Below are 19,181 nucleotides of genomic sequence, written 5' to 3'. Positions count from 1 at the left end.
ACCTGCCCACCCAACCCGCTCCTCGCGTTGCGGGGAAGGCCAACACGCGCATTTCATGATTCTCCCGTCTCGAGGATGATTCTATCGTTCGACCGCATGACGCAGTTGCCACAACGGCAGGCGATCGAAGGAAAGCAACGGACATCCCGATTCTGCAGGCGTATCGGTTGCCGCTCACTTTCCCGCCAGAGCCCAGCCAAACAGCGCGTTGATCCACTTGAATCCCGCACCCACCGCAAGCCCCAACAGAGGAAAGCCTGCGACCACGACGAAGGCACGGCCCCAGCGGCAGCCAAAGAAACGAACCAGACTGAGCATCAAGTAGCCCGGCAGCAGAACGTAGCCGATACCGGCGATGACGAGCACCCCAGCGTTCCACAGCCACGGCTGCTGAATGTTATGGAGAATCCATGCCAACAGCCCGAACATGCCGAGCAACAAGACACAGGTCAGTGATGTCATTCCCAGCATGTACAAGGTCAGCACCATGACCTCGGCCAAGCTGTAAGTCGGGCCGCAGGTGACTCGCAGCAACCACGATATCAGCGGCACGAAGATGACGAGCAGCAGCAGTGCCTCCCATTCGACGTAGCCGGGGAGATTGAACTCGAATATTCCGGAAAACAGGCCCAACAACGCCACCTCGACCACCAGGATGATCAGGTGGAAGCGGACCGGATTCACATGGCCGACGCGGTGGCCATTGACGTATTGCTTCGACAAGCTCCCGGCCTCCGGAACCAGGGCACGCAGGGTCCGAAACCATGGTCCATCCAGCGTCCACAGGTCGGATAACAAATCGCGTGCCAGCTCGTCGACCCGCAGGCGTCGATGGCGATGATCCTGACCGCACACACTGCAAAAACGCATGTTTTCGGCCAACTTCGCACCGCAGTTCTGGCAAACACCCTTGGGAGATGCAAATGCAGTCCTGTTCATGTCGGAAAGAATACCGAACTCACCCCCTCCAATACTTGTGCGAACCCCGCATGTGCCTCCAAGGTGGTTCCAAGGTCTATGCTTGATCATTCTCCTTGGAGTCACACCATGCGCCTCGCCCTGCTCGCCCTCGCCCTCGCGGCCGCCGTCATCGCCCCCGCCGTCGCGCAGGATGCCGGTGCGCCGCCCAAGCCGCGCACGGCGCAAGAGATCATCGACGCCGCACCCGCCAGCGCCTGGCGCGACCTCGATCCGGCCAATACGCTGTACATGGAATTGGCGACCGGCCGCGTGATCATCGAACTGGCCCCCGGCTTCGCGCCCGAGCATGTCGCCAACATCAAGACCATGGCCAAGGGCGGCTTCTGGGATGGCCTGACGATCTACCGCTCGCAGGACAATTTCGTGGTCCAGTTCGGTGATGCCGAAGGCGAGGAAGCCGGCAAGGCCAAGCCTTATCCGGCGGGCACCAAGACCCACCTGCCCGCCGAATTCACCCGCAGCGATGCCGGCGTGCGCTTCGACCGGCTGCCCGATGTCGACGGCTGGGCGCCACAGGTGGGATTCGCCGACGGCTTCCCGGTCGGGCGCAATCCGCAGACCGGCCGGATGTGGATGGCCCATTGCTACGGCGTGGTCGGCGCCGGCCGCAACAACGCGCCTGATTCCAGCATCGGCGCTGAACTCTATGCCGTGATCGGGCAGGCGCCGCGCGCGCTCGACCACCAGCTCACCGTGGTCGGCCGGGTGGTGCAAGGCATGGAACTGCTCAGCGTGATCCCGCGCGGCCCCGCGCCGATGGGCTTCTACACCGACCCGGCCCTGCGCACGCCGATCCTGTCGGTCAAGCTGGCCAGCGACGTGCCGGCGGCACAGCGCACGCCGCTGCAGCTGCTGCGCACCGACAGCCAGGCCTTCATCGACGCCACCGAGGCGCGGCGCAACCGCAAGGACGATTTCTACACCCAGCCGCCCGGCCATATCGACCTGTGCGGCGTCCCGCTGCCGGTGCGAACCCCGCCCGCGCGCTGACGCACCGGCGAACCACCGCGGCGCCCTGTTGCGACTGGTGACTCCGGGGTGGCATCACCCTTGCGGCTTGCCCGCCGACTTCCTGCGCCGCAGTCGGCGCACGATGACGACCAGCACGAACAGGCCCAGCGCCAGCGGCAGCAGGAACGCGACGGCGCGGATCATCCACGCCACGCCCTGGGCGAAGAGTTCGCCGGAATCCCGCACTGCGCTGCCGATCTCGCCCAGCCCGGAATCACTGCCGGTGGGGCCGAACCCGATCGTCAGCAACTGGGTGGTGATCCGCCGCTGCTGCTGGGCGCCTTCCTGTTCCGCCGATTCCAGCTGCGATTCGGTGTCGGAGATCCGCTGCGACAGCGCCACCATGTCGGCCACCGCCAGATCCTTGCGCTGCTGGAATTCCTGCAGCAGGGCCAATTCCTTCTGCAGGCGTGCGCGCTGGCGCGCGTTGTCATTGACCGCCTGAGCCAGATCCTCGGCGCGGGTATTGCGCGCACCGATCCGACCACCCTCGCCCGCCAGCGCGATCATCGGCTCCACGCCGGCCGGAACGATCCGCACCGTGAGCGTCGCCCTCGGCGCATCGCCGCCGGACTGATCGACCGTCAGCACTTCGCAACGTCCGAATCGCGCGCCGGTGCAGGCCGCCTGCGTCGCCCGCAAGCGCCCGATGATCGCATCCTCGGGCAAGACCACATTGATGCGATGCTCGTAGGCCAACATGGAACCTGGCCGCTCGGCGGTGCCATCGGCGGGCACGGTCGCCGAAGCCTCGGCGTCGCCACCGCCAACGGGGCTGGCCGACCGGGTGCAAGCCGACACGCCCGCCAGCAGCAGCACCGGGAACAGCGCCCACAGGAACATCCGCGCGATCCGCTCCAAGACCAGTTCCTTTTTGTCCCGATTCACCGATTGTCCCCTTGCCCGGCCCACGTACGCGGCCACGATAAATCCTTTGCTTCCTGCGCGCATCCTGAAACCAGGTCATCCGAACCGGGTTCGCCGGCAAATTGCCGCACGACGGCTCCCTCATATCGTCTGGAAACATGACTTCCGGACACGTGACTCTTGTCACTTGTCGCACCCTGGTCGATCGCCCATCTTGGGTGACAGCCCATTGCCGGGATTCCATCGCATGATCCGCCGCCACACCTCCGCCGTTCTGGCAGCCTTGCTCGCCCTGCCCGTGTCCACCGCCATCGCCAAGGCGCCGGATACCGTTCCAGGCGCGACTGTCCCGCAAACCGCGGCACCGACCACCTGCGCGGCCATTCCCCTGGCCGCGCCCGATGCCGCCGCAGTGCGCACCGCGAGTGCCCCCACCGCCTGGGGTGGCCCGCGTGCCGCCAACGCCGCCACCCTGTCCGACCGCGTGGTGAGCTACTCGATCGACGCCACCCTCGACCCCGACAAGCACACCATCACCGGCAAGCAGACCCTCACCTGGCGCAACCGCAGCGCGCAGCCGGTGTGCAGCATCTACGTCCACCTGTACCTGAATGCGTTTGAAGGCCCCGGCAGCACCTTCATGACCGAAAAGCGCGCCAGCGCCAGCGGCTTCCGCAGCAACGTGGCCACCCGCGACGGTGAATACGGCTACATCCGCCTTGATCGCGTCGCCCAGGGCGGCGCGGCGGCGAAGTGGACCTACGTGCAGCCCGACAACGGCCCGAAGACCGACCGCAGCGTGGTCCGCATCGACCTGCCGCAGCCGGTCGCGCCGGGCGCCAGCACCACCTTGAACATCGACTTCTTCGACCAGTTGCCGCGGGTGGTGGCGCGGACCGGCTACTACGGCAGCTTCCATCTGATCGGCCAGTGGTTCCCGAAGATCGGCGTGCTGGAATTGCCGGGGGAACGCGGTGCCACCGCGCCGCGCTGGAACGCCCACGAGTTCCACCTACACAGCGAGTTCTATGCCGATTACGGCAGCTATGACGTGCGCCTGACGGTTCCGAAGGGCTATACCGTCGGCGCCACTGGGCAGGAAACCGGCGCCCCCGTCGAGCGCGACGGCAAGGTGACCCACCGCTACGTCCAGCACGACGTCCACGATTTCGCCTGGACCGCCGACCGCCGCTACGCCAAGCCGCTGGTGCGCACCTGGAACGGCCCGCTGGGCCCGGTCGAGGTGCGCGTGCTCTACACCCCCGAATACACCAGCAACGCCGAGCCGGTGGCGCAGGCCACGATCGACTCGCTGGCGTATTTCTCGCGCACGCTGGGCCCCTATCCCTACAAGACCGCCACCGCGGTGGTGCCGCCCTACGGCGCGGCCGAAGCCGGGGGCATGGAATATCCCACCTTCTTCACCGCCGACAGCACCGATCAGGTCGCGCCCGGCAGCCTCGGCCGCTTCATGCTCGATTTCGTCACCGTGCACGAGTTCGGCCACGGCTACTTCTACGGCATCCTCGGCTCCAACGAGTTCGAGGAGCCCATGCTCGACGAAGGCATGAACGAGTACTGGGACCAGCGCATGATGACCTCGCGCAACCAGATGCTCAATGTGGGCACCAGTTGGCTGCAGGCCTTCGGGATCGGCTACCAGCTGCGCCCGTTCGACATGGAACGGATCAGCGCCATGCTCACCGATCCGGCTGATCCACTCGGCGGCAACAGCTGGTCGCGCATGTCCAGCGCCAGCTACGGCACCGTGTATTCGCGCACCGCCACCGCGATGCGGCAGATCGAGATGCTGGTCGGAAAGCCTGCGCTGGAACGGGCGATGAAGCTGTACTACGAGCGCTGGAAGTTCCGCCATCCGTCGATCGCCGACCTGCGCGATGCATTGGCCGAAGGCACTGGCCGCGCCGACATCGTCAACACCGCCTTCAACGCTTACGTCTTCGCCACCGGCAAGACCGACGACCGCATCGCAAGCATGAGCAGCCGCGAAGTGCTGCCGCTGCCCGGCTACCACCAGCAGGACGGCAAGCAAGTCATGCTGGACAGCAAGGCGGTGGACAAGCAGATCGCCGATGCGCGTGCCGCCTGGAAGAAGTCCCACCCCAATGCCAAGCCCGGCAGCGGCCCGTTCCCGTTCCATACCGTGATCATGGTGCGCCGTGATGCCGTCAAGCCGCCGCAGGTCCTGCGGGTGAATTTCGCCGACGGCAGCCACCGCGACCTTCCCGTCACCGCGCAGGAGAGCTGGCAGCGCTTCGTGCTGGACACCCCCGTGAAAGCAGTCTCGGCCCAGCTCGATCCGGACAACCGGATCCGGATGGACGCCAACAAGCTCAATGATGGCTACAGCATCGAAGCCAACCCGCGCGCCAGTCGCCGCTGGTTCGGCGATTTCACCGCCCTGCTGCAAGCCTTCTTCACCCTGCTGGTCACCGTCTGAGGGCGCCCCCATGAACCTGTCAATCCGCCCCGTTCGCGCCCGCTCCGCCGTCCCCACCGCGCTCCTGCGCGCCCTGCAATGGCGCCTGCTGCTGCTGTGGGTCCTGGCCAGCCTCGGCTGCGCCGTGATCGCCGCGCTGCCGCTGTGGGGCTGGCTGGGCTCGGTGCTCGACCACTCCCTGCTGGCCAATGCCGCCGCCGACGGCAAGGCGCCGATGGGGCTGACCGACGCGCTGCTCGCGCCCAACTCCCCGCTGTCGTTCCTGGGTCCCAGCCTCTGGATTGGCAGCGGCCTGATGTTGCTGCTCTCGCCGCTGCTGGTGGGTGCCACCCTGGTCGCGGCGCGCAGCGCCGTGCGCCCGGGCTTCGGCGACCTGCTGCGCGGCGCCATCGGCGAGTTCTGGCCGCTGCTGCGGCTGCTGCTGTGGTCGGTCGTACCGCTGGGTGCGGCGGCGATGCTGGCCACCGTGCTGTTCGGGATGGGTAGCAAGTTCAACGAGCACGCCATCCTCGCCGCCGACGTCAGCCGCTGGACCGACGCGGCAATGCTCATCGGCGGCATCCTGCTGGTGCTGGCCCATGCCAGCGTCGAAGCCGGGCGCGGCTGGCTGGCCGCCGATCCCAACCTGCGTTCCGCCATCAAGGCCTGGTGGCGCGGCGCCGGGATGCTGATCCGCCGTCCGGTCGCGGTACTGTCGGCCTATGTCTTCCCGTGGCTGCTGGCGGTGCTGCTGGCGCTGGCCCTGCTGTGGCTGCGCCAGCGGTTGGGCGCGGGACTGGCGCTGGGGCTGCTGTTTTCCTGCCTGATCAGCGGTGCGCTGGCCTGGGGCAAGGCGGCACGCCTGTTCACCCTGCGCACACTGGCCGCCGACCGCAGGCAACCGCGAGGCTGACCATCCCGGCGCTTCGCTGGTAAGATAGCCGCGACGCACACTGGGGGGCGCGCTCGTGGCTTTCTTCGATCTCTTCAAGCGCAAGCCGGTCACACCCACGGGTCAGGGTCAGGCATCGGATGGCGGCGGGCGCCTGATCGACCGTCGCGAGCACGACCGCAAGAACGCCCAGCCGGGCACCCGGGTGCTGGTCATCGACGACTCCCACACGATCGTCGCCCTGCTCAAGCGCATGCTCCAGCAGAACCATTACGAGGTTCTGACCGCCTACGACGGCGAGAGCGGGATCGAAATCGCACGCAAGGAAGTGCCAAACCTGATCTTCCTCGACATCGTCCTGCCGGGGGTCGACGGGTTCAACGTCCTGCGCACCCTGCGCCGCGACCCCGCCACGGCAAACGTGCCGATCATCATGATTTCCGGCAACGCGGCGGCAACCGAGCAGTTCTACGTCCAGCGCATCGGCGCCGACGATTTCATGAAGAAGCCCTTTGCCCGCGCCGAAGTGTTCAGCCGGATCGAACGGGTGCTCGACGAAAACGGGGTGCCGCGTCATGCGACACGCCCGCGCAGCCGCGCCGAAGCCGCCGCCAAGGCCGTCGGCGGGGTCTGAGCCCGCGGCAGCGGCTGCCGCTAGTCGGCCGTCACCTCGACCCGCACCCGAATCCGGTCGCCGGGGTTGTAGTCCATGCGCCGCGTGTACTGGCGACCGTTGTATTCATAGGTGACGTCGTAGCCGCCCGTGCCGGGGTCACCACCATTGCCGTCGTAGCCATAGCCATCGTCACGCACCGGCTCGGGGTCGCAAACGCGCACGTTGCCGCCGCGGACGTAGCGGTCGCGCTGGTGTTGCTCGTAGATTTCACGGCCGGCCATGCTGCCCAGCAGCGAACCGACGGCGGTGGCGGCATAGGTCCCGCTGCCGCCGCCCACCTGGCTGCCGAGCACGGCACCGGCGATGCCACCAATGATCGCGGCGGCATTGCTGCCCGCCCGTGACCCGCGCGCCTGGTCGTAATACGGGTCACGGTAATAGCCCTCATCCCGATAGCCGCCGCGATCGTAGGCGTAGGGGTCGGATTCGTAGCGGCCGGGCATCTGCCGGTCGTAGCAGCGCCGGGTCGGGCCGGGCGTGGCGGCGTAGCGGTCATCCAGCACCGGATCCACCCGGATCACCCGCGCATAGTCGTAGTACCCGGTGGCGTCGGCATCGACAGCGCCGGCATCGTCTGCGGGCAGGTCGTTGTACTGGCGGCCATAGTCCGGATCGCTATAGTCCGGATCACCGTAGCTCTGGGCCAGCAGCGCCGGGCTGGCGGCAAACAGACCCGCGGCCAGAAGCGAGACAAACAGGCGTTTCATGTTGGCATCCCCTTCGCCGGTGGCGTATCGACCAGCGTGCGATGACATTGCATCCGAACAGTTGACGCGAAGCTGAACACGGCAGGCGCAACCACGGGCGTTTAGCCCGGCGACAGCTTGCCACGGCGGAACTCGGCAGCGTGTTGCAGCGCACGATCACCTGCACGCGGGCTGCGCTAAGGTGGCGGCACGCCGTGACGATTGCGCGCAGCGTTGCTTCCGCCGCGCCAACCGCGGGTCGCCACGGCGACCACCCACCCTCATGAAGGGAGACGCACGGCATGTCCTACAGCACATCGCAAATCCGCAACGTGGCCCTGGCGGGCCACCCCGGCGCCGGCAAAACCACCTTGTTCGAAGCCCTGCTGCATGCCGGCGGCGCACTCCAGACGGCAGGCACGGTTGAACGCGGCAACACGGTGTCGGACTTCGACCCGATCGAAAAGGAGCGCGGCCATTCGATCGACGCGGTGATCGCCAGCATCGACCGTCCCGGGATGCACCTCAACCTGATCGACACCCCCGGCTACCAGGATTTCCGCGGTCCGGCGCTGGGGGTGATGGACGCGGTGGAAACCATCGCCTTGGTCGTCGATCCGGAAACCGGCATCGGCCACGGCACCCGTCGGATGATGCACTACGCGATCGGGCGCGGGCTGTCGCGGGCGATCGTGATCAACAAGATCGACACCGGCCACGCCGACGGGCGCGTGCTCAATGCCCTGCGCGAGGAGTTCGGTCCGGAGGTGCTGCCGATCAACCTGCCCGCCGACGGCGGCACGCGGGTGATCGACTGCTTCGGCGGCCGCGAAGGCGACAGCGACCTCGGCCCGGTCGCCGAGTGGCACCAGAAGATCCTCGACCAGGTGGTCGAGATGAACGAGGAGGTGATGGATCGTTTCCTCGAACATGGCGAGGACGCGATCACCCCGGAGGAACTGCACGATGCCTTCGAAAAATGCCTGCGTGAGGGTCACCTGATCCCGGTGCTGTTCCTGTCGGCGCGCACCGGCGTGGGCACCCGCAAATTCCTCGACGTTGCCGAGCGCCTGTTCCCGAACCCCGGCGAGGCCAACCCGGCGCCGTTCCGCAAAGGCCAGGGCGACGACGCCCAGCCGATCACGGCGCGGCCGGATCCGGACGCGCACGTCATCGCCGACGTGTTCAAGCTCATCAACGATCCGTTCGTCGGCAAGCTCGGCATTTTCCGCGTCCACCAGGGCACGGTGCGGCGCGACACGCCGCTGTTCGTGGACGATGGAAAGAAGGCGTTCAAGATCGCGCACCTGTTCCGACTTCAGGGCAAGGAGCACGTCGAAATCCAGCAGGCCATCCCCGGCGACATCGCCGCGGTGGCCAAGATCGACGAACTCCATTACGAAGCCGTGCTGCACGATTCCCGCGACGAGGATCTGATCTCGCTGACCCCGATGGAATTCCCGCGCGCGATGTTCGGCATGGCGATCGAGCCGGCCACCAAGGGCCAGGAACAGAAATTGGCGACCGCGCTGGGCAAGCTGGCCGAAGAGGATCCGGCCTTCGTGGTCGAACACAGCGGCGAGACCAACGAAACGGTGATCCGCGGCCTGTCCGACCTGCATCTGCGGGTCATGTTGCAACGCCTGAAGGACCGCTTTCAGGTCGAAGTGACGACCCGCCCGCCGCGGATCGCCTACCGCGAGACCATTGGCGTCAATGCCGAAGGCCACCACCGCCACAAGAAGCAGACCGGCGGCGCCGGTCAATTCGGGGAGGTGTTCCTGCGCGTCGAATCACTGCCACGCGGCGCCGGCTTCGAGTTCGTCGATGAGGTCAAGGGCGGCACCATCCCCGGCCAGTTCCTGCCGGCGGTGGAAAAAGGCGTGCGCCAGGTGCTGGCCAGCGGCGCGATCGCCGGCTATCCGATGCAGGACCTGCGGGTGACCGTGTACGACGGCAAGCACCACCCGGTCGACAGCAAGGAGGTGGCGTTCATCGCCGCCGGCAAGCGCGCCTTCCTCGACGCCGTGGGCAAGGCCAGGCCGCAGGTGCTCGAACCCATCGTCGATCTGGAAGTGACCGCTCCCGAGGCCTGCATGGGCGACATCAGCGGCGGCCTCGCCACCAAACGCGCGCGCATCAACAGCACCGATGCGCTGGCCAGCGGGGAAATCGTGATCCGCGCGCTGGTGCCGCTGTCCGAGTTGGAGAACTACGGCGCCGAGCTGAAGTCCGCCACCGCCGGCCGCGGCCGCTACACGCTCGACTTCAATCGCTACGAGCCGGTCCCGGGTCAGGTGCAGAAGAAGCTGATGGAGGCCTTCAAACCGCAGGCCGAGGAGGATTGAGGCTGCCGCACCATCAGCGCTTGGGTTTGAGCATCGTCCCGGTGCAGGTCTTGGCGCCGCAGCGGCAGGCCCAGATCTTCTTCAGGCGCGGGCTGTGGCGCACCGCCAGGGTGATGCCGTAGTCGTAGGTCAGCTCCTCGCCCGGCAGGATCGCGCGGATCGCCTCGATGAACACTTTCGAGCGCTTCGGGTTGTCTTCATCTTCAACCAGCACCGCCTCGCAGTTCGGCGCGCAGCCGTGATTGATCCAGCGCGCCGCGTTGCCTTCGAAATTGGCGTCGATCACCCAGTCCTCGTTCAAGGTGAACAGGAAGGTATGGCCGCTTTCGATGTCACCGCTGTCGTCGGCGTCCACCTCCTCGTGGCTGCGCAGGCGGCCCTTGTATTCGATGATGCGTTCGCCCTTGGCGATCGCGACGGCGGCAAACACGCCATTGCCGTGGATGGCGGACTTGCGGGTGACGATCTTTCTCGGCATGGACGCGGATACGGGATGAAAGCGCCCATTGTGCCCAGTCCGCGCCCTGCCGTCACTGCAACGGGCACGACCGCAGGCACGAGACGCGCTGTCAACGCGTCAACAGCGCGAAGCCGCCGCTCCAGTACACCGCCATGGCAACCCCGAACAGGGTCCAGAACAGTTTCTTCATGCTGCGCCCCATCCGCCAGACCAAAAACAGCGCCAGCGCGGCCAGCAGCCAATGCAGCAGATGCGAGCGCTCGCCGCCCTCGGCCTTGCTCGCGCGGTCGAGCAGTTCACCGGCGGTGGACTGGAGCCGGTCGACGAAGGCAGTCTGGAAATTGGCTTGGCTGTTCATGGTGATGTCCTGATGTTGCGGAGGTGTGGCGAAATGGATGGATGGGCGCAGGCCCGATTCCATTTCGCGAGGACCATTGTCCGCAGGGAGTTCAGTGCCACCACGATCAGCCGTCAACGATCCGCGATGACAACTGTCACCCGCAGGGTTTGTTCACGCCATCGGCAGCCCTGCCTGCTGCCCCACGGTCAACCGGCGGCGGGCTGACGCGTTGTCGTGATCGACTCTGCACGGAAGGAAGGAAGCCCCATGCGCATCGCCACTCCCACGCTCATCTCCCTGCTCGCCGTCGCCCTGTTTGCCGGCATCGGCAGCGAGGCATCGGCCCAGCAGCGCTTCCGCCAACTGCTGGAGCAACGCCGCGCGGCCACGCCCAGGGCCGACCTGCCGGCCGGCACCCGCATCGAGCGCGACATCGCCTACGGCAACGACCCGAAGCAGCGCTATGACGTTTACCTGCCCGCGCACGCGCAACCCGGCGCGCCGATCCTGTTCATGGTCCACGGCGGCGGCTGGCGCCGCGGCGACAAGGCCTCACCCGGCGTGGTCGGCAACAAGGCCGCGTACTGGCTGAACCAGGGCTTCGTGTTCGTGTCCGCCAACAACCGCCTGGTCCCGGACGCCGATCCGATGCAGCAGGCCGAGGACGTGGCCGCGGCCATCGCCTCGGTGCAGCAGCACGCCCACCAGTGGAACGCAGATCCGGGCCGGATGCTCCTGATGGGGCATTCCGCCGGCGCGCACCTGGTGGTGCTGGTCGCGACCAAGCCCGATCTGCTGCGCAAGGCTGGCGCCCAACGCCCGCTGGGCGTGGTGTCGCTGGACAGCGGCGCGCTGGACGTGCCGTCCTTGATGGGTCAGGCGCGCGTGCCCGAGCTGTACCGCAACGCCTTCGGCAGCGATCCGGCGTTCTGGCGCTCGGTCTCACCGCAACAGCAGCTGGATCGACGCGCCCTGCCGCTGCTGCTGGTGTGCTCCAGCACCCGCCACTTCCCGACCTCGCCCTGCGACGAAGCGCGCAAGCTGGCCAGCCGTGCCAACGCCGCGTCGGTGCCGGCGCAGGTGCTGCCGGAAGCGTTGCAGCACGGCGAAATCAACAGCCAGCTCGGCCTGCCATCGGCGTACACGCAGGCGGTCGCAGGCTGGATAACGAACCGGGTGAACACGACCTTGACGCAAATCAGGCGCTGATCATGGCGGCGGCGGTCGCAAAATCGTACAATTTCAGTACCGATTGACCGCTGCCTCCCCATGCTTCGCGTCACCAAACTGACCGATTACGCCACCGTCGTCCTGACCGTGCTCGCCGCGCGGCCGGGCGCCGTGCTGAGCGCGCCGGAGCTGGCCGAACGCTCGGGGCTGGAACAGCCCACGGTGGCAAAACTGCTCAAGCCGCTGGCCGCCGCCGGGCTGGTGCAGGGCTTCCGTGGCGCCAGCGGCGGCTACCGGCTGGCCAAACCCGCCGACGCGATCACCCTGATCGAGGTCGTCGAGGCCATGGAAGGCCCGCTGAGCATGACCGAATGCAGCGCGGCCGCCGGCCACTGCGGGATCGAACATATCTGCGGCGTGCGCAGCAACTGGCGCCGCATCAACGACGTCGTGATCGAAGCGCTGCGCGGCGTTTCGCTGGCGCAGATGCTGGCCCCCGCGCCGCATCCTGCTGCCTTCGCGCGTACGGCCTCCGCCAGGACCTGATCGAATGAGTGAGCAACAAAACGCCGAAATCCGCGCCCAGCTCGGACGCAAGTATGAGGCCGGCTTCATCACCGACATCGAGACCGAATCGCTGCCGCCGGGCCTGGGCGAGGACATCATCCGCGCGCTGTCGGCCAAGAAGCACGAACCGGAGTGGATGCTGGAATGGCGGCTCGCGGCCTACCAGCGCTTCCTGACCATGACCCCGCCGAATTGGGCCAAGCTGCACATGGATCCGATCGACCTGCAGTCGATCTCCTACTACAGCGCGCCCAAGGGTCCGAAATACAAATCGCTGGACGAGGTGCCCAAGGAAATCCTCGACACCTACGACAAGCTCGGGGTGCCGCTGCACGAGCGCGCCAAGCTCGCGGGGGTGGCGGTCGACGCGGTGTTCGATTCGGTTTCAGTTGCAACCACTTTCCAGAAGGAACTGGCCAACGTCGGGGTGATCTTCACCTCGATGAGCGACGCCATCGAGCACCATCCCGAACTGGTGCGGCAATACCTCGGCACGGTAGTACCACAGGGCGACAACTATTTCGCCGCGCTCAATTCGGCGGTGTTCTCCGACGGCAGCTTCGTCTACATCCCCAAGGGCGTGCGCTGCCCGATGGAGCTGTCGACCTATTTCCGCATGAACGCCGGCAACACCGGGCAGTTCGAACGCACCCTGATCATCTGCGAGGAGCGCGCCTACGTTTCCTACCTCGAAGGCTGCACCGCGCCGATGCGCGACGAGAACCAGCTGCACGCGGCGGTGGTCGAGCTCATTGCGCTGGACGATGCCGAGATCAAGTACAGCACCGTGCAGAACTGGTACCCGGGCGACGAGAACGGCGTCGGCGGAATCTACAACCTGGTCACCAAACGCGCCGAATGCCGCGGCGCGCGCAGCAAGGTGACCTGGACCCAGGTCGAAACCGGTTCGGCAATCACCTGGAAGTACCCGAGCTGCGTGCTGGTGGGCGACGATTCGACCGGCGAGTTCCACTCGGTGGCACTCACCCACCACTACCAGCAGGCCGACACCGGCACCAAGATGATCCACATCGGCAAGCGCACCAAGAGCAAGATCGTCAGCAAGGGCATCAGCGCCGGACGCGGCCAGAACAGCTACCGCGGGCTGGTCAAGGTCGGCGCCAACGCAGAGGACGCGCGCAACCACACCCAGTGCGATTCGCTGCTGATCGGCAAGACCTGCGGCGCCCACACCTTCCCCTACATCGAAGTCAGGAACCCGACCGCCACCGTCGAGCACGAGGCCACCACCTCGAAGATATCCGACGACCAGCTGTTCTACTGCCGCAGCCGCGGGATCGACCCGGAGAACGCGGTCTCGATGATCGTCGATGGCTTCTGCAAATCGGTGTTCCGCGAATTGCCGATGGAGTTCGCGGTCGAAGCCAAGCGCCTGCTCGATGTCACCCTGGAAGGGTCGGTGGGGTGAGAGCCGGGATTGGTGATTCGTGATTGGTGATTGGTGAGAGCCAAAGCAATTTGATCGCCCATCACGCTCTTTACGAATCACCAATCACCAATCACCAATCACGTCTCTACCGAATCACCAATCACCAATCACGTCCCTACCGAATCACCAATCACCAATCACCAATCACCAATCACTGCCCTACCAATCACCAACAATGCTCAAAATCTCCAATCTCCACGCTTCCGTCGCCGGCAAGGAAATCCTCAAGGGCCTCTCGCTCGAGGTGAAGGCCGGCGAAGTCCACGCCATCATGGGGCCCAACGGCGCCGGCAAATCCACCCTCGGCAACATCCTCGCCGGGCGTGACGGCTATGAGGTGACCCAGGGCGAGGTCGAATTCGACGGCAAGCCGCTGCTGGATCTGGTGCCGGAGCAGCGCGCCGCCGCCGGGGTGTTCCTCGCCTTCCAGTATCCGGTGGAAATTCCGGGCGTGAACAACACCTATTTCCTGCGCTCGGCCTTCAACGCCCAGCGCAAGACCCGCGGCGAGCCCGAGATGGACTCGATGCAGTTCCTCAAGCGGGTGCGCGAAAAGCTTGCCGTGCTTCACCTCAAGGACGAGCTGCTGCACCGCGGCGTCAATGAAGGATTCTCGGGCGGCGAGAAAAAGCGCAACGAGATCTTCCAGCTCGCGCTGCTGGAACCGAAGCTCGCGATCCTCGACGAAACCGATTCCGGGCTCGACATCGACGCGATGAAAGCGGTGGCCGACGGCGTCAACGCGCTGCGCGATCCGAGCCGTGGTTTCCTCATCATCACCCACTACCAGCGCCTGCTCGATTACATCAAGCCCGACGTGGTGCACGTGCTGGCCGACGGCAAGATCGTCGAAACCGGCGGGCCGGAGCTGGCGCTGGAACTCGAGGCGCACGGCTACGGCTGGATCAAGCAGCGGATGGCGCCGGAAGCGGCGCGCGGAGCCGCCTGATGAGCGCCCTGCTCGATTCCCTCGCGGCCGGCTTCCAGGGCGACGCCGCGCGCCGGGCCGAACTCGACGGCCTGCTCGAAGACGGCCTGCCGCCGCCGCGCGCCGAGGCCTGGAAATACACCTCGTTGCGCCAGCTCGAACGCCGCAGCTTCGGCGTCGCGAAGGCGGTGGCGGTCGATCCTGCCCTGCTCGCCGCGATTCCGGCGCCGCGGCTGGTGTTCGTCAACGGCTGCTTCGATGCCGCCCTGAGCGATCTGTCCGCGCTCCCCGCCGGGCTCGACCTGCGCCCGCTGTCACAGCTGCTGCAAGGCGACGATCCGCGCGCGCTGGCCTTTCTCGAACGCCGCTATCTGCGCGTCGATGAGCCATTTGCCCGCCTCAACGCGGCGCTGGCGCGCGAGGGCGCGGTCATCCGCGTCAACGCCGGTGCGATGATCGAAGCGCCGCTGCATCTGGTCCAGGTCGGTGCGGCCGATGCCGCGGCCGGCGACGTCGCCTGGCATCTGCGCCATTTCGTCGAACTGCGCGAAGGTGCCAGGCTGACGATCGTCGAGCACGAGCTGGCCTCAGGCGACCACGCCCACCTCGGCAACGCCCTGCTGCATGCCCACGTCGCCCACGACGCGCAACTCACGCAGGCGCGCATCCAGACCGCCGCGCCGCGCGCCACCCTGTTCGCACGCACCGATGTGGTGCTGGCCCAGTCCGCGGGCTATGACCGCACCGATCTCGAACTCGGCGCCGCGCTGACCCGTCACGAGCTCAACGTCCGCCTTGAAGGCGACGGCGCGAACTGGCGCGCCGACGGCGTGCTGCTGGCCGACGGTCGCCGCCACGTCGACACCCGGCTGGGGATCGAACACGCCGCGCTCGACACCACCAGCAATTTCGTCTGGCGCGGGCTGGCCAGCCGGCGCGGCCACGCGGTCTTCCACGGCGGCATCCTGATCCACCAGGGCGCCGATGGCACCGACGCCGACCTGTCGAACAAGAACCTGCTGCTGGCGAACACCGCCGAGATCGACACCCAGCCGACGCTGGAAATCCACGCCGACGACGTCAAAGCCGTCCACGGCGCCACGGTGGGCCAGCTCGATCCCACAGCGCTGTTCTACCTGCGCTCGCGCGGGCTGCCCGAGGCGCAAGCGCGCACCCTGCTCACCGGCGCGTTCTGCCGCGAGGTGGTGACGCGCATCGACGCCGCGCCGGTGCGCGCGCTGTGCGAGACCGCCTTGGACGGCGCGCTGGAACGGGTGACGACATGATTACGCCACGGCCTTCCGTTCATGGTTCGACAGGCTCACCACGAACGGAAGGGGGCTCTCCACGAACGGATATGGCTGCGGCGGACATCGACTGGACGCGCGTGCGCGCCGATTTCCCGATCCTCGAGCGCGAGGTCCACGGCAAGCCGCTGATCTATTTCGATAGCGCCAACACCGGCCAGAAACCGGCCTGCGTGATCGAAGCCACCGCCGAGTTCTACCGTCGCCACAACGCCAACGTCAGCCGCGCCGTGCACGCGCTGGGCAACGAGGCCACCGAGGCCTACGAAGGCGCGCGCGCCACCCTGGCCCGCCACTTCCACATCCGCGCCGACGAGCTGGTGCTGTGCAGCGGCACCACCTTCGCGCTCAATCTGGTGGCATATTCGTTCGCGCTGCCGCGACTGCAACCGGGCGATGCCATCCTGGTGACGCGGATGGAGCACCACGCCAACATCGTGCCCTGGCAGCTGATTGCCCAGCGCACCGGCGCCGTGCTCAAGGTGGCCGAACTGCGGCCGGACGGCAGCCTCGATCTTGACGGCCTGTTCGCGAAAATGACCCCCGAGGTCAAGCTGCTGGGCGTGACCCACGTCAGCAACGTGCTGGGCACCATCAATCCGGTCGCCGCGATCTGCAGGGAGGCCGCCAAACGCGGCATCGTCAGCGTGGTCGACGGCTCGCAGGCGGCACCGCACATGGCGGTGGACATCGCCGCGATCGGCTGCGATTTCTACGCCGCCACCGGCCACAAGATGGGCGGCCCTACCGGCACCGGGCTGCTGTGGGCCAGGCGCGAGCACCTCGCGGCGATGCCGCCCTTCCTCGGCGGCGGCGAGATGATCAAGGAAGTGCGCTTCGAAGGCAGCGTGTTCAACGACCCGCCGCACCGCTTCGAAGCCGGCACCCCCAATATCGCCGGCGCGGTCGGGCTCGGCGCCGCCAGCGATTATCTCGATGCGATCGGTCTGGCCAATATCGCCGCGCGCGAGCAGGAGCTGCTGGCGCACGCCACCGAAGAGCTGCTGAAGATCGACGGCCTGCGCATCTTCGGCACCGCGCCGGAAAAGGCTGCCGTGATCAGCTTCGCCATCGACGGCACCCATTCCCACGACCTGGCCACCCTGCTCGACCTGGAAGGGGTGGCGGTGCGTTCCGGCCAGCACTGCGCGCACCCGCTGCTGCAATGGCTGGGCGTGGGCACCACCTGCCGCGCTTCGCTCGCCTACTACAACACCCACGCCGAAATCGAGGCGTTCATCGCCGCGCTGCGCAAGGTGCGCGGGTTGCTGGGCTGACAGAAAGACTCTCGCGCCCCTCGGCCTGCGGCCTCGGTGCTCCTACGGGATACGGGGTGGATCCGCGGCCGCCACCGGTTGCGTGCGGCAACCGGCCAACAGGTCGCGGTCGCGTCGGTACACCTTCGTGCGCACGTCGAACACGCCCAGCACGGTCGAGAACAGGTTGTCGTGGCTGGCCGGCTTGCGCGCTGCTGCCCGCAGGCAGGTTTCGTCGAGTCCGGCATCGGCTGCAAACTGCGGCGACAGCCACAGCACCATCGGCACGTCGAGCTGCTGCCTGGGCGCGATCGAATACGGCGCGCCGTGCAGGAACAGGCCGTATTCGCCCAGCGATTCACCGTGGTCGGACACGTACAGCATCGCCGCATCGTGGCTGCGCTGGTTCTTGAGCAGGTCGATCAGGCGCCCGAGCACGGCATCGGAATAGAGGATCGCGTTGTCGTAGGCATTGACCACTTCGGCCTGCGTGCATCGGCTCAGCTCGGCGGTGCGGCAGACCGGCGTCCAGCGTTCGAACGCGGGCGGATAGCGCTCGAAGTAATTCGGCCCGTGGTTGCCCAGCATGTGCAGGACGATCAGCGCATCGCCAGGCTGCGCTGCGATTTTTTCAGCCAGCCCGGCCAGCAGGATTTCGTCGAAGCAGCGCCCAGCCGCGCACAGAGTGGCGGCATCCTGCGGGCCCATCGTGTGCGACGGCACCCGCGCGCACACGCCCTTGCAGCCGGACTGGTTGTCGCGCCAGAGCACGCCCACGCCGGCGCGCGCGGCCACGTCGAGCAGTGATTCGGAGCCACGGATGGCATCACGATCGTAGTGTTCGCGCCCCTGCACCGAGAACATGCACGGCAGCGAGACTTCGGTACTGGTGCCGCAGGCGCGCACGTCGGTGAAATTCACCACCCCGCGCGCGGCGAGCTCCGGCGTGGTCCGGCGGGCATAGCCGTTCAAGCCCCAATTGCCCGCGCGCACGGTTTCACCCACCACCAGCACCAGCAGCCGCGGCGCGCGCGCCTTGGCCGCGGGCGGGCGCACCGCATCCGCGCCCACGACCCGCAGCGGGCCGCTTTTCTTCGACGGCTTGGCCACGTTGACCAGTCCGACCAGATAGTTGCCCGGGGTGATCTGGTAGCGCAGCGCCTTGTGCGCGCGCATCAACGAAAACACGCCCTGCGACGAGGCCAGCACGGCGGTCACGGTCAGCAGCAGGGTCGCGGCCAGGAAGCCGCCGTGCACCAGCAACCCGCGCCCGAACGTGCGCTTGCGGGTGCGCGCCAGCAGCACCAATGCCGCCGGGAGCACGCCCAGCAGCAGGACGTGCAACAGCATCCGCAGCGAGATCAGTTCACGACTTTCGGCCACATCGGTGTGCAGCACGTTGCGGATCATTTCCGCATCGAACACCACCGCATAGCGGGTCATGTACCAGTGCGCCAGCGCGCTGACCACCAGCACCACGGCCAGGACCGGCCGCGCCACCCGGCCCCAGCTCAGCAGGCCGAGCAGGAAGGCATTGAGCGCGAACACCGCCACGCCCAGCGACAGCAGGACCCGGGACGAATCGGTGGCCGCACGCACGCCGTCCCAGAACGGCCCGTTGAGCACCAGCAGGCAGTACCCGCTGACCGCCAGGATCAGCGCTTCGGCCGACAGCCACGGCCGCCACCAAGGGCCGGGCCGGGTCTGGGTCAATGCACTTGCCATGCGTCGTCAACCTGTCGTGATGCCACCGTCGGCGCGCGAGGCTAGCACGAAGCGCGCAAGCTCCGGGTCATCACGCG

At 67.0% G+C, this 19,181-nt stretch carries 17 protein-coding genes; 11 read left to right on the top strand and 6 right to left on the bottom strand.

The window, feature by feature from the left end; genetic code table 11:
- Positions 1 to 174 precede the first annotated feature (174 nt).
- Positions 175 to 939 (bottom strand): zinc-ribbon domain-containing protein, encoded by a 765-nt coding sequence (locus tag M9902_RS05095; protein ID WP_297221434.1) that lies wholly within the window; start codon positions 937 to 939, stop codon positions 175 to 177.
- A gap of 108 nt (positions 940 to 1,047) precedes the next feature.
- On the opposite strand from M9902_RS05095, the gene M9902_RS05090 reads away from it, so the two are divergent.
- Positions 1,048 to 1,971, top strand: a complete 924-nt coding sequence (locus tag M9902_RS05090; protein ID WP_297221433.1) for a peptidylprolyl isomerase — start codon at positions 1,048 to 1,050, stop codon at positions 1,969 to 1,971.
- A 54-nt stretch (positions 1,972 to 2,025) separates the two neighbouring features.
- Here the strand turns inward: M9902_RS05090 and M9902_RS05085 are convergent, their stop codons facing one another.
- Positions 2,026 to 2,880, bottom strand: coding sequence for a DUF4349 domain-containing protein (locus M9902_RS05085; RefSeq protein WP_297221432.1), 855 nt, complete (start codon positions 2,878 to 2,880; stop codon positions 2,026 to 2,028).
- A gap of 226 nt (positions 2,881 to 3,106) precedes the next feature.
- Between M9902_RS05085 and M9902_RS05080 the strand changes: the two genes are divergently transcribed.
- From M9902_RS05080 to M9902_RS05070, 3 genes are read left to right on the top strand one after another with little or no spacing between them, the layout of a single operon-like run.
- Positions 3,107 to 5,320, top strand: a complete 2,214-nt coding sequence (locus tag M9902_RS05080) for a M1 family metallopeptidase (RefSeq protein WP_297221431.1) — start codon at positions 3,107 to 3,109, stop codon at positions 5,318 to 5,320.
- 10 nt (positions 5,321 to 5,330) lie between these two features.
- A complete protein-coding gene (locus M9902_RS05075) occupies positions 5,331 to 6,212 on the top strand; it encodes a hypothetical protein (RefSeq protein WP_297221430.1) in 882 nt (293 codons plus the stop codon).
- Positions 6,213 to 6,267: 55 nt separating this feature from the next.
- On the top strand, positions 6,268 to 6,825 hold the full coding sequence (locus tag M9902_RS05070) for a response regulator (RefSeq protein ID WP_343231870.1): 558 nt from the start codon (positions 6,268 to 6,270) through the stop codon (positions 6,823 to 6,825).
- Between the two features lie 20 nt (positions 6,826 to 6,845).
- Here the strand turns inward: M9902_RS05070 and M9902_RS05065 are convergent, their stop codons facing one another.
- Positions 6,846 to 7,574 (bottom strand): glycine zipper 2TM domain-containing protein, encoded by a 729-nt coding sequence (locus M9902_RS05065; protein ID WP_297221429.1) that lies wholly within the window; start codon positions 7,572 to 7,574, stop codon positions 6,846 to 6,848.
- 281 nt (positions 7,575 to 7,855) lie between these two features.
- On the opposite strand from M9902_RS05065, the gene fusA reads away from it, so the two are divergent.
- Positions 7,856 to 9,901, top strand: coding sequence for an elongation factor G (gene fusA / locus M9902_RS05060; protein WP_297221428.1), 2,046 nt, complete (start codon positions 7,856 to 7,858; stop codon positions 9,899 to 9,901).
- Positions 9,902 to 9,914: 13 nt separating this feature from the next.
- Here fusA and M9902_RS05055 read toward each other — a convergent pair whose 3' ends face one another.
- Positions 9,915 to 10,379 (bottom strand): SET domain-containing protein-lysine N-methyltransferase, encoded by a 465-nt coding sequence (locus M9902_RS05055; protein WP_297171277.1) that lies wholly within the window; start codon positions 10,377 to 10,379, stop codon positions 9,915 to 9,917.
- Between the two features lie 91 nt (positions 10,380 to 10,470).
- Positions 10,471 to 10,719, bottom strand: coding sequence for a hypothetical protein (locus M9902_RS05050; RefSeq protein WP_297171275.1), 249 nt, complete (start codon positions 10,717 to 10,719; stop codon positions 10,471 to 10,473).
- Between the two features lie 249 nt (positions 10,720 to 10,968).
- Between M9902_RS05050 and M9902_RS05045 the strand changes: the two genes are divergently transcribed.
- From M9902_RS05045 to M9902_RS05020, 6 genes are all read left to right on the top strand, one after another.
- Positions 10,969 to 11,910: an alpha/beta hydrolase gene (locus M9902_RS05045; protein WP_297221427.1), complete on the top strand. Its 942-nt coding sequence runs from the start codon at positions 10,969 to 10,971 to the stop codon at positions 11,908 to 11,910.
- A gap of 60 nt (positions 11,911 to 11,970) precedes the next feature.
- Complete coding sequence (locus M9902_RS05040; protein WP_297221426.1) at positions 11,971 to 12,417, top strand: SUF system Fe-S cluster assembly regulator; 447 nt, start codon at positions 11,971 to 11,973, stop codon at positions 12,415 to 12,417.
- Between the two features lie 4 nt (positions 12,418 to 12,421).
- Positions 12,422 to 13,867: a Fe-S cluster assembly protein SufB gene (gene sufB, locus M9902_RS05035; RefSeq protein ID WP_297221425.1), complete on the top strand. Its 1,446-nt coding sequence runs from the start codon at positions 12,422 to 12,424 to the stop codon at positions 13,865 to 13,867.
- A 196-nt stretch (positions 13,868 to 14,063) separates the two neighbouring features.
- Positions 14,064 to 14,837 carry a Fe-S cluster assembly ATPase SufC gene (gene sufC / locus M9902_RS05030; RefSeq protein WP_297171268.1) on the top strand — a complete coding sequence of 258 codons (774 nt, stop codon included), beginning with the start codon at positions 14,064 to 14,066 and terminating at the stop codon, positions 14,835 to 14,837.
- Positions 14,837 to 16,102 (top strand): Fe-S cluster assembly protein SufD, encoded by a 1,266-nt coding sequence (sufD, locus tag M9902_RS05025; protein WP_297221424.1) that lies wholly within the window; start codon positions 14,837 to 14,839, stop codon positions 16,100 to 16,102. The genes sufC and sufD overlap by 1 nt, the downstream gene beginning before the upstream one ends.
- 71 nt (positions 16,103 to 16,173) lie before the next feature.
- Positions 16,174 to 17,400 (top strand): cysteine desulfurase, encoded by a 1,227-nt coding sequence (locus tag M9902_RS05020; RefSeq protein WP_297221423.1) that lies wholly within the window; start codon positions 16,174 to 16,176, stop codon positions 17,398 to 17,400.
- A 42-nt stretch (positions 17,401 to 17,442) separates the two neighbouring features.
- Here M9902_RS05020 and M9902_RS05015 read toward each other — a convergent pair whose 3' ends face one another.
- The gene (locus M9902_RS05015) at positions 17,443 to 19,104 is read right to left on the bottom strand and encodes a phosphoethanolamine--lipid A transferase (protein WP_297221422.1); all 1,662 of its coding nucleotides are present in this window, start codon (positions 19,102 to 19,104) and stop codon (positions 17,443 to 17,445) included.
- Positions 19,105 to 19,181: the final 77 nt, after the last annotated feature.

Source organism: Thermomonas sp., assembly GCF_023953935.1.
Taxonomy (GTDB): domain Bacteria; phylum Pseudomonadota; class Gammaproteobacteria; order Xanthomonadales; family Xanthomonadaceae; genus Thermomonas.
Note: the sequence above shows the minus strand (reverse complement) of the source record. Positions and strands in the feature narration are given on the sequence as shown.

Coding starts and splice junctions, on each gene's coding strand:
- M9902_RS05095 (WP_297221434.1), bottom strand. CDS start 939: ATGAACAGGACTGCATTTGCATCTCCCAAGGGTGTTTGCCAGAACTGC.
- M9902_RS05090 (WP_297221433.1), top strand. CDS start 1,048: ATGCGCCTCGCCCTGCTCGCCCTCGCCCTCGCGGCCGCCGTCATCGCC.
- M9902_RS05080 (WP_297221431.1), top strand. CDS start 3,107: ATGATCCGCCGCCACACCTCCGCCGTTCTGGCAGCCTTGCTCGCCCTG.
- M9902_RS05075 (WP_297221430.1), top strand. CDS start 5,331: ATGAACCTGTCAATCCGCCCCGTTCGCGCCCGCTCCGCCGTCCCCACC.
- M9902_RS05065 (WP_297221429.1), bottom strand. CDS start 7,574: ATGAAACGCCTGTTTGTCTCGCTTCTGGCCGCGGGTCTGTTTGCCGCC.
- fusA (WP_297221428.1), top strand. CDS start 7,856: ATGTCCTACAGCACATCGCAAATCCGCAACGTGGCCCTGGCGGGCCAC.
- M9902_RS05055 (WP_297171277.1), bottom strand. CDS start 10,379: ATGCCGAGAAAGATCGTCACCCGCAAGTCCGCCATCCACGGCAATGGC.
- M9902_RS05050 (WP_297171275.1), bottom strand. CDS start 10,719: ATGAACAGCCAAGCCAATTTCCAGACTGCCTTCGTCGACCGGCTCCAG.
- M9902_RS05045 (WP_297221427.1), top strand. CDS start 10,969: ATGCGCATCGCCACTCCCACGCTCATCTCCCTGCTCGCCGTCGCCCTG.
- M9902_RS05040 (WP_297221426.1), top strand. CDS start 11,971: ATGCTTCGCGTCACCAAACTGACCGATTACGCCACCGTCGTCCTGACC.
- sufB (WP_297221425.1), top strand. CDS start 12,422: ATGAGTGAGCAACAAAACGCCGAAATCCGCGCCCAGCTCGGACGCAAG.
- sufC (WP_297171268.1), top strand. CDS start 14,064: ATGCTCAAAATCTCCAATCTCCACGCTTCCGTCGCCGGCAAGGAAATC.
- sufD (WP_297221424.1), top strand. CDS start 14,837: ATGAGCGCCCTGCTCGATTCCCTCGCGGCCGGCTTCCAGGGCGACGCC.
- M9902_RS05020 (WP_297221423.1), top strand. CDS start 16,174: ATGGCTGCGGCGGACATCGACTGGACGCGCGTGCGCGCCGATTTCCCG.
- M9902_RS05015 (WP_297221422.1), bottom strand. CDS start 19,104: ATGGCAAGTGCATTGACCCAGACCCGGCCCGGCCCTTGGTGGCGGCCG.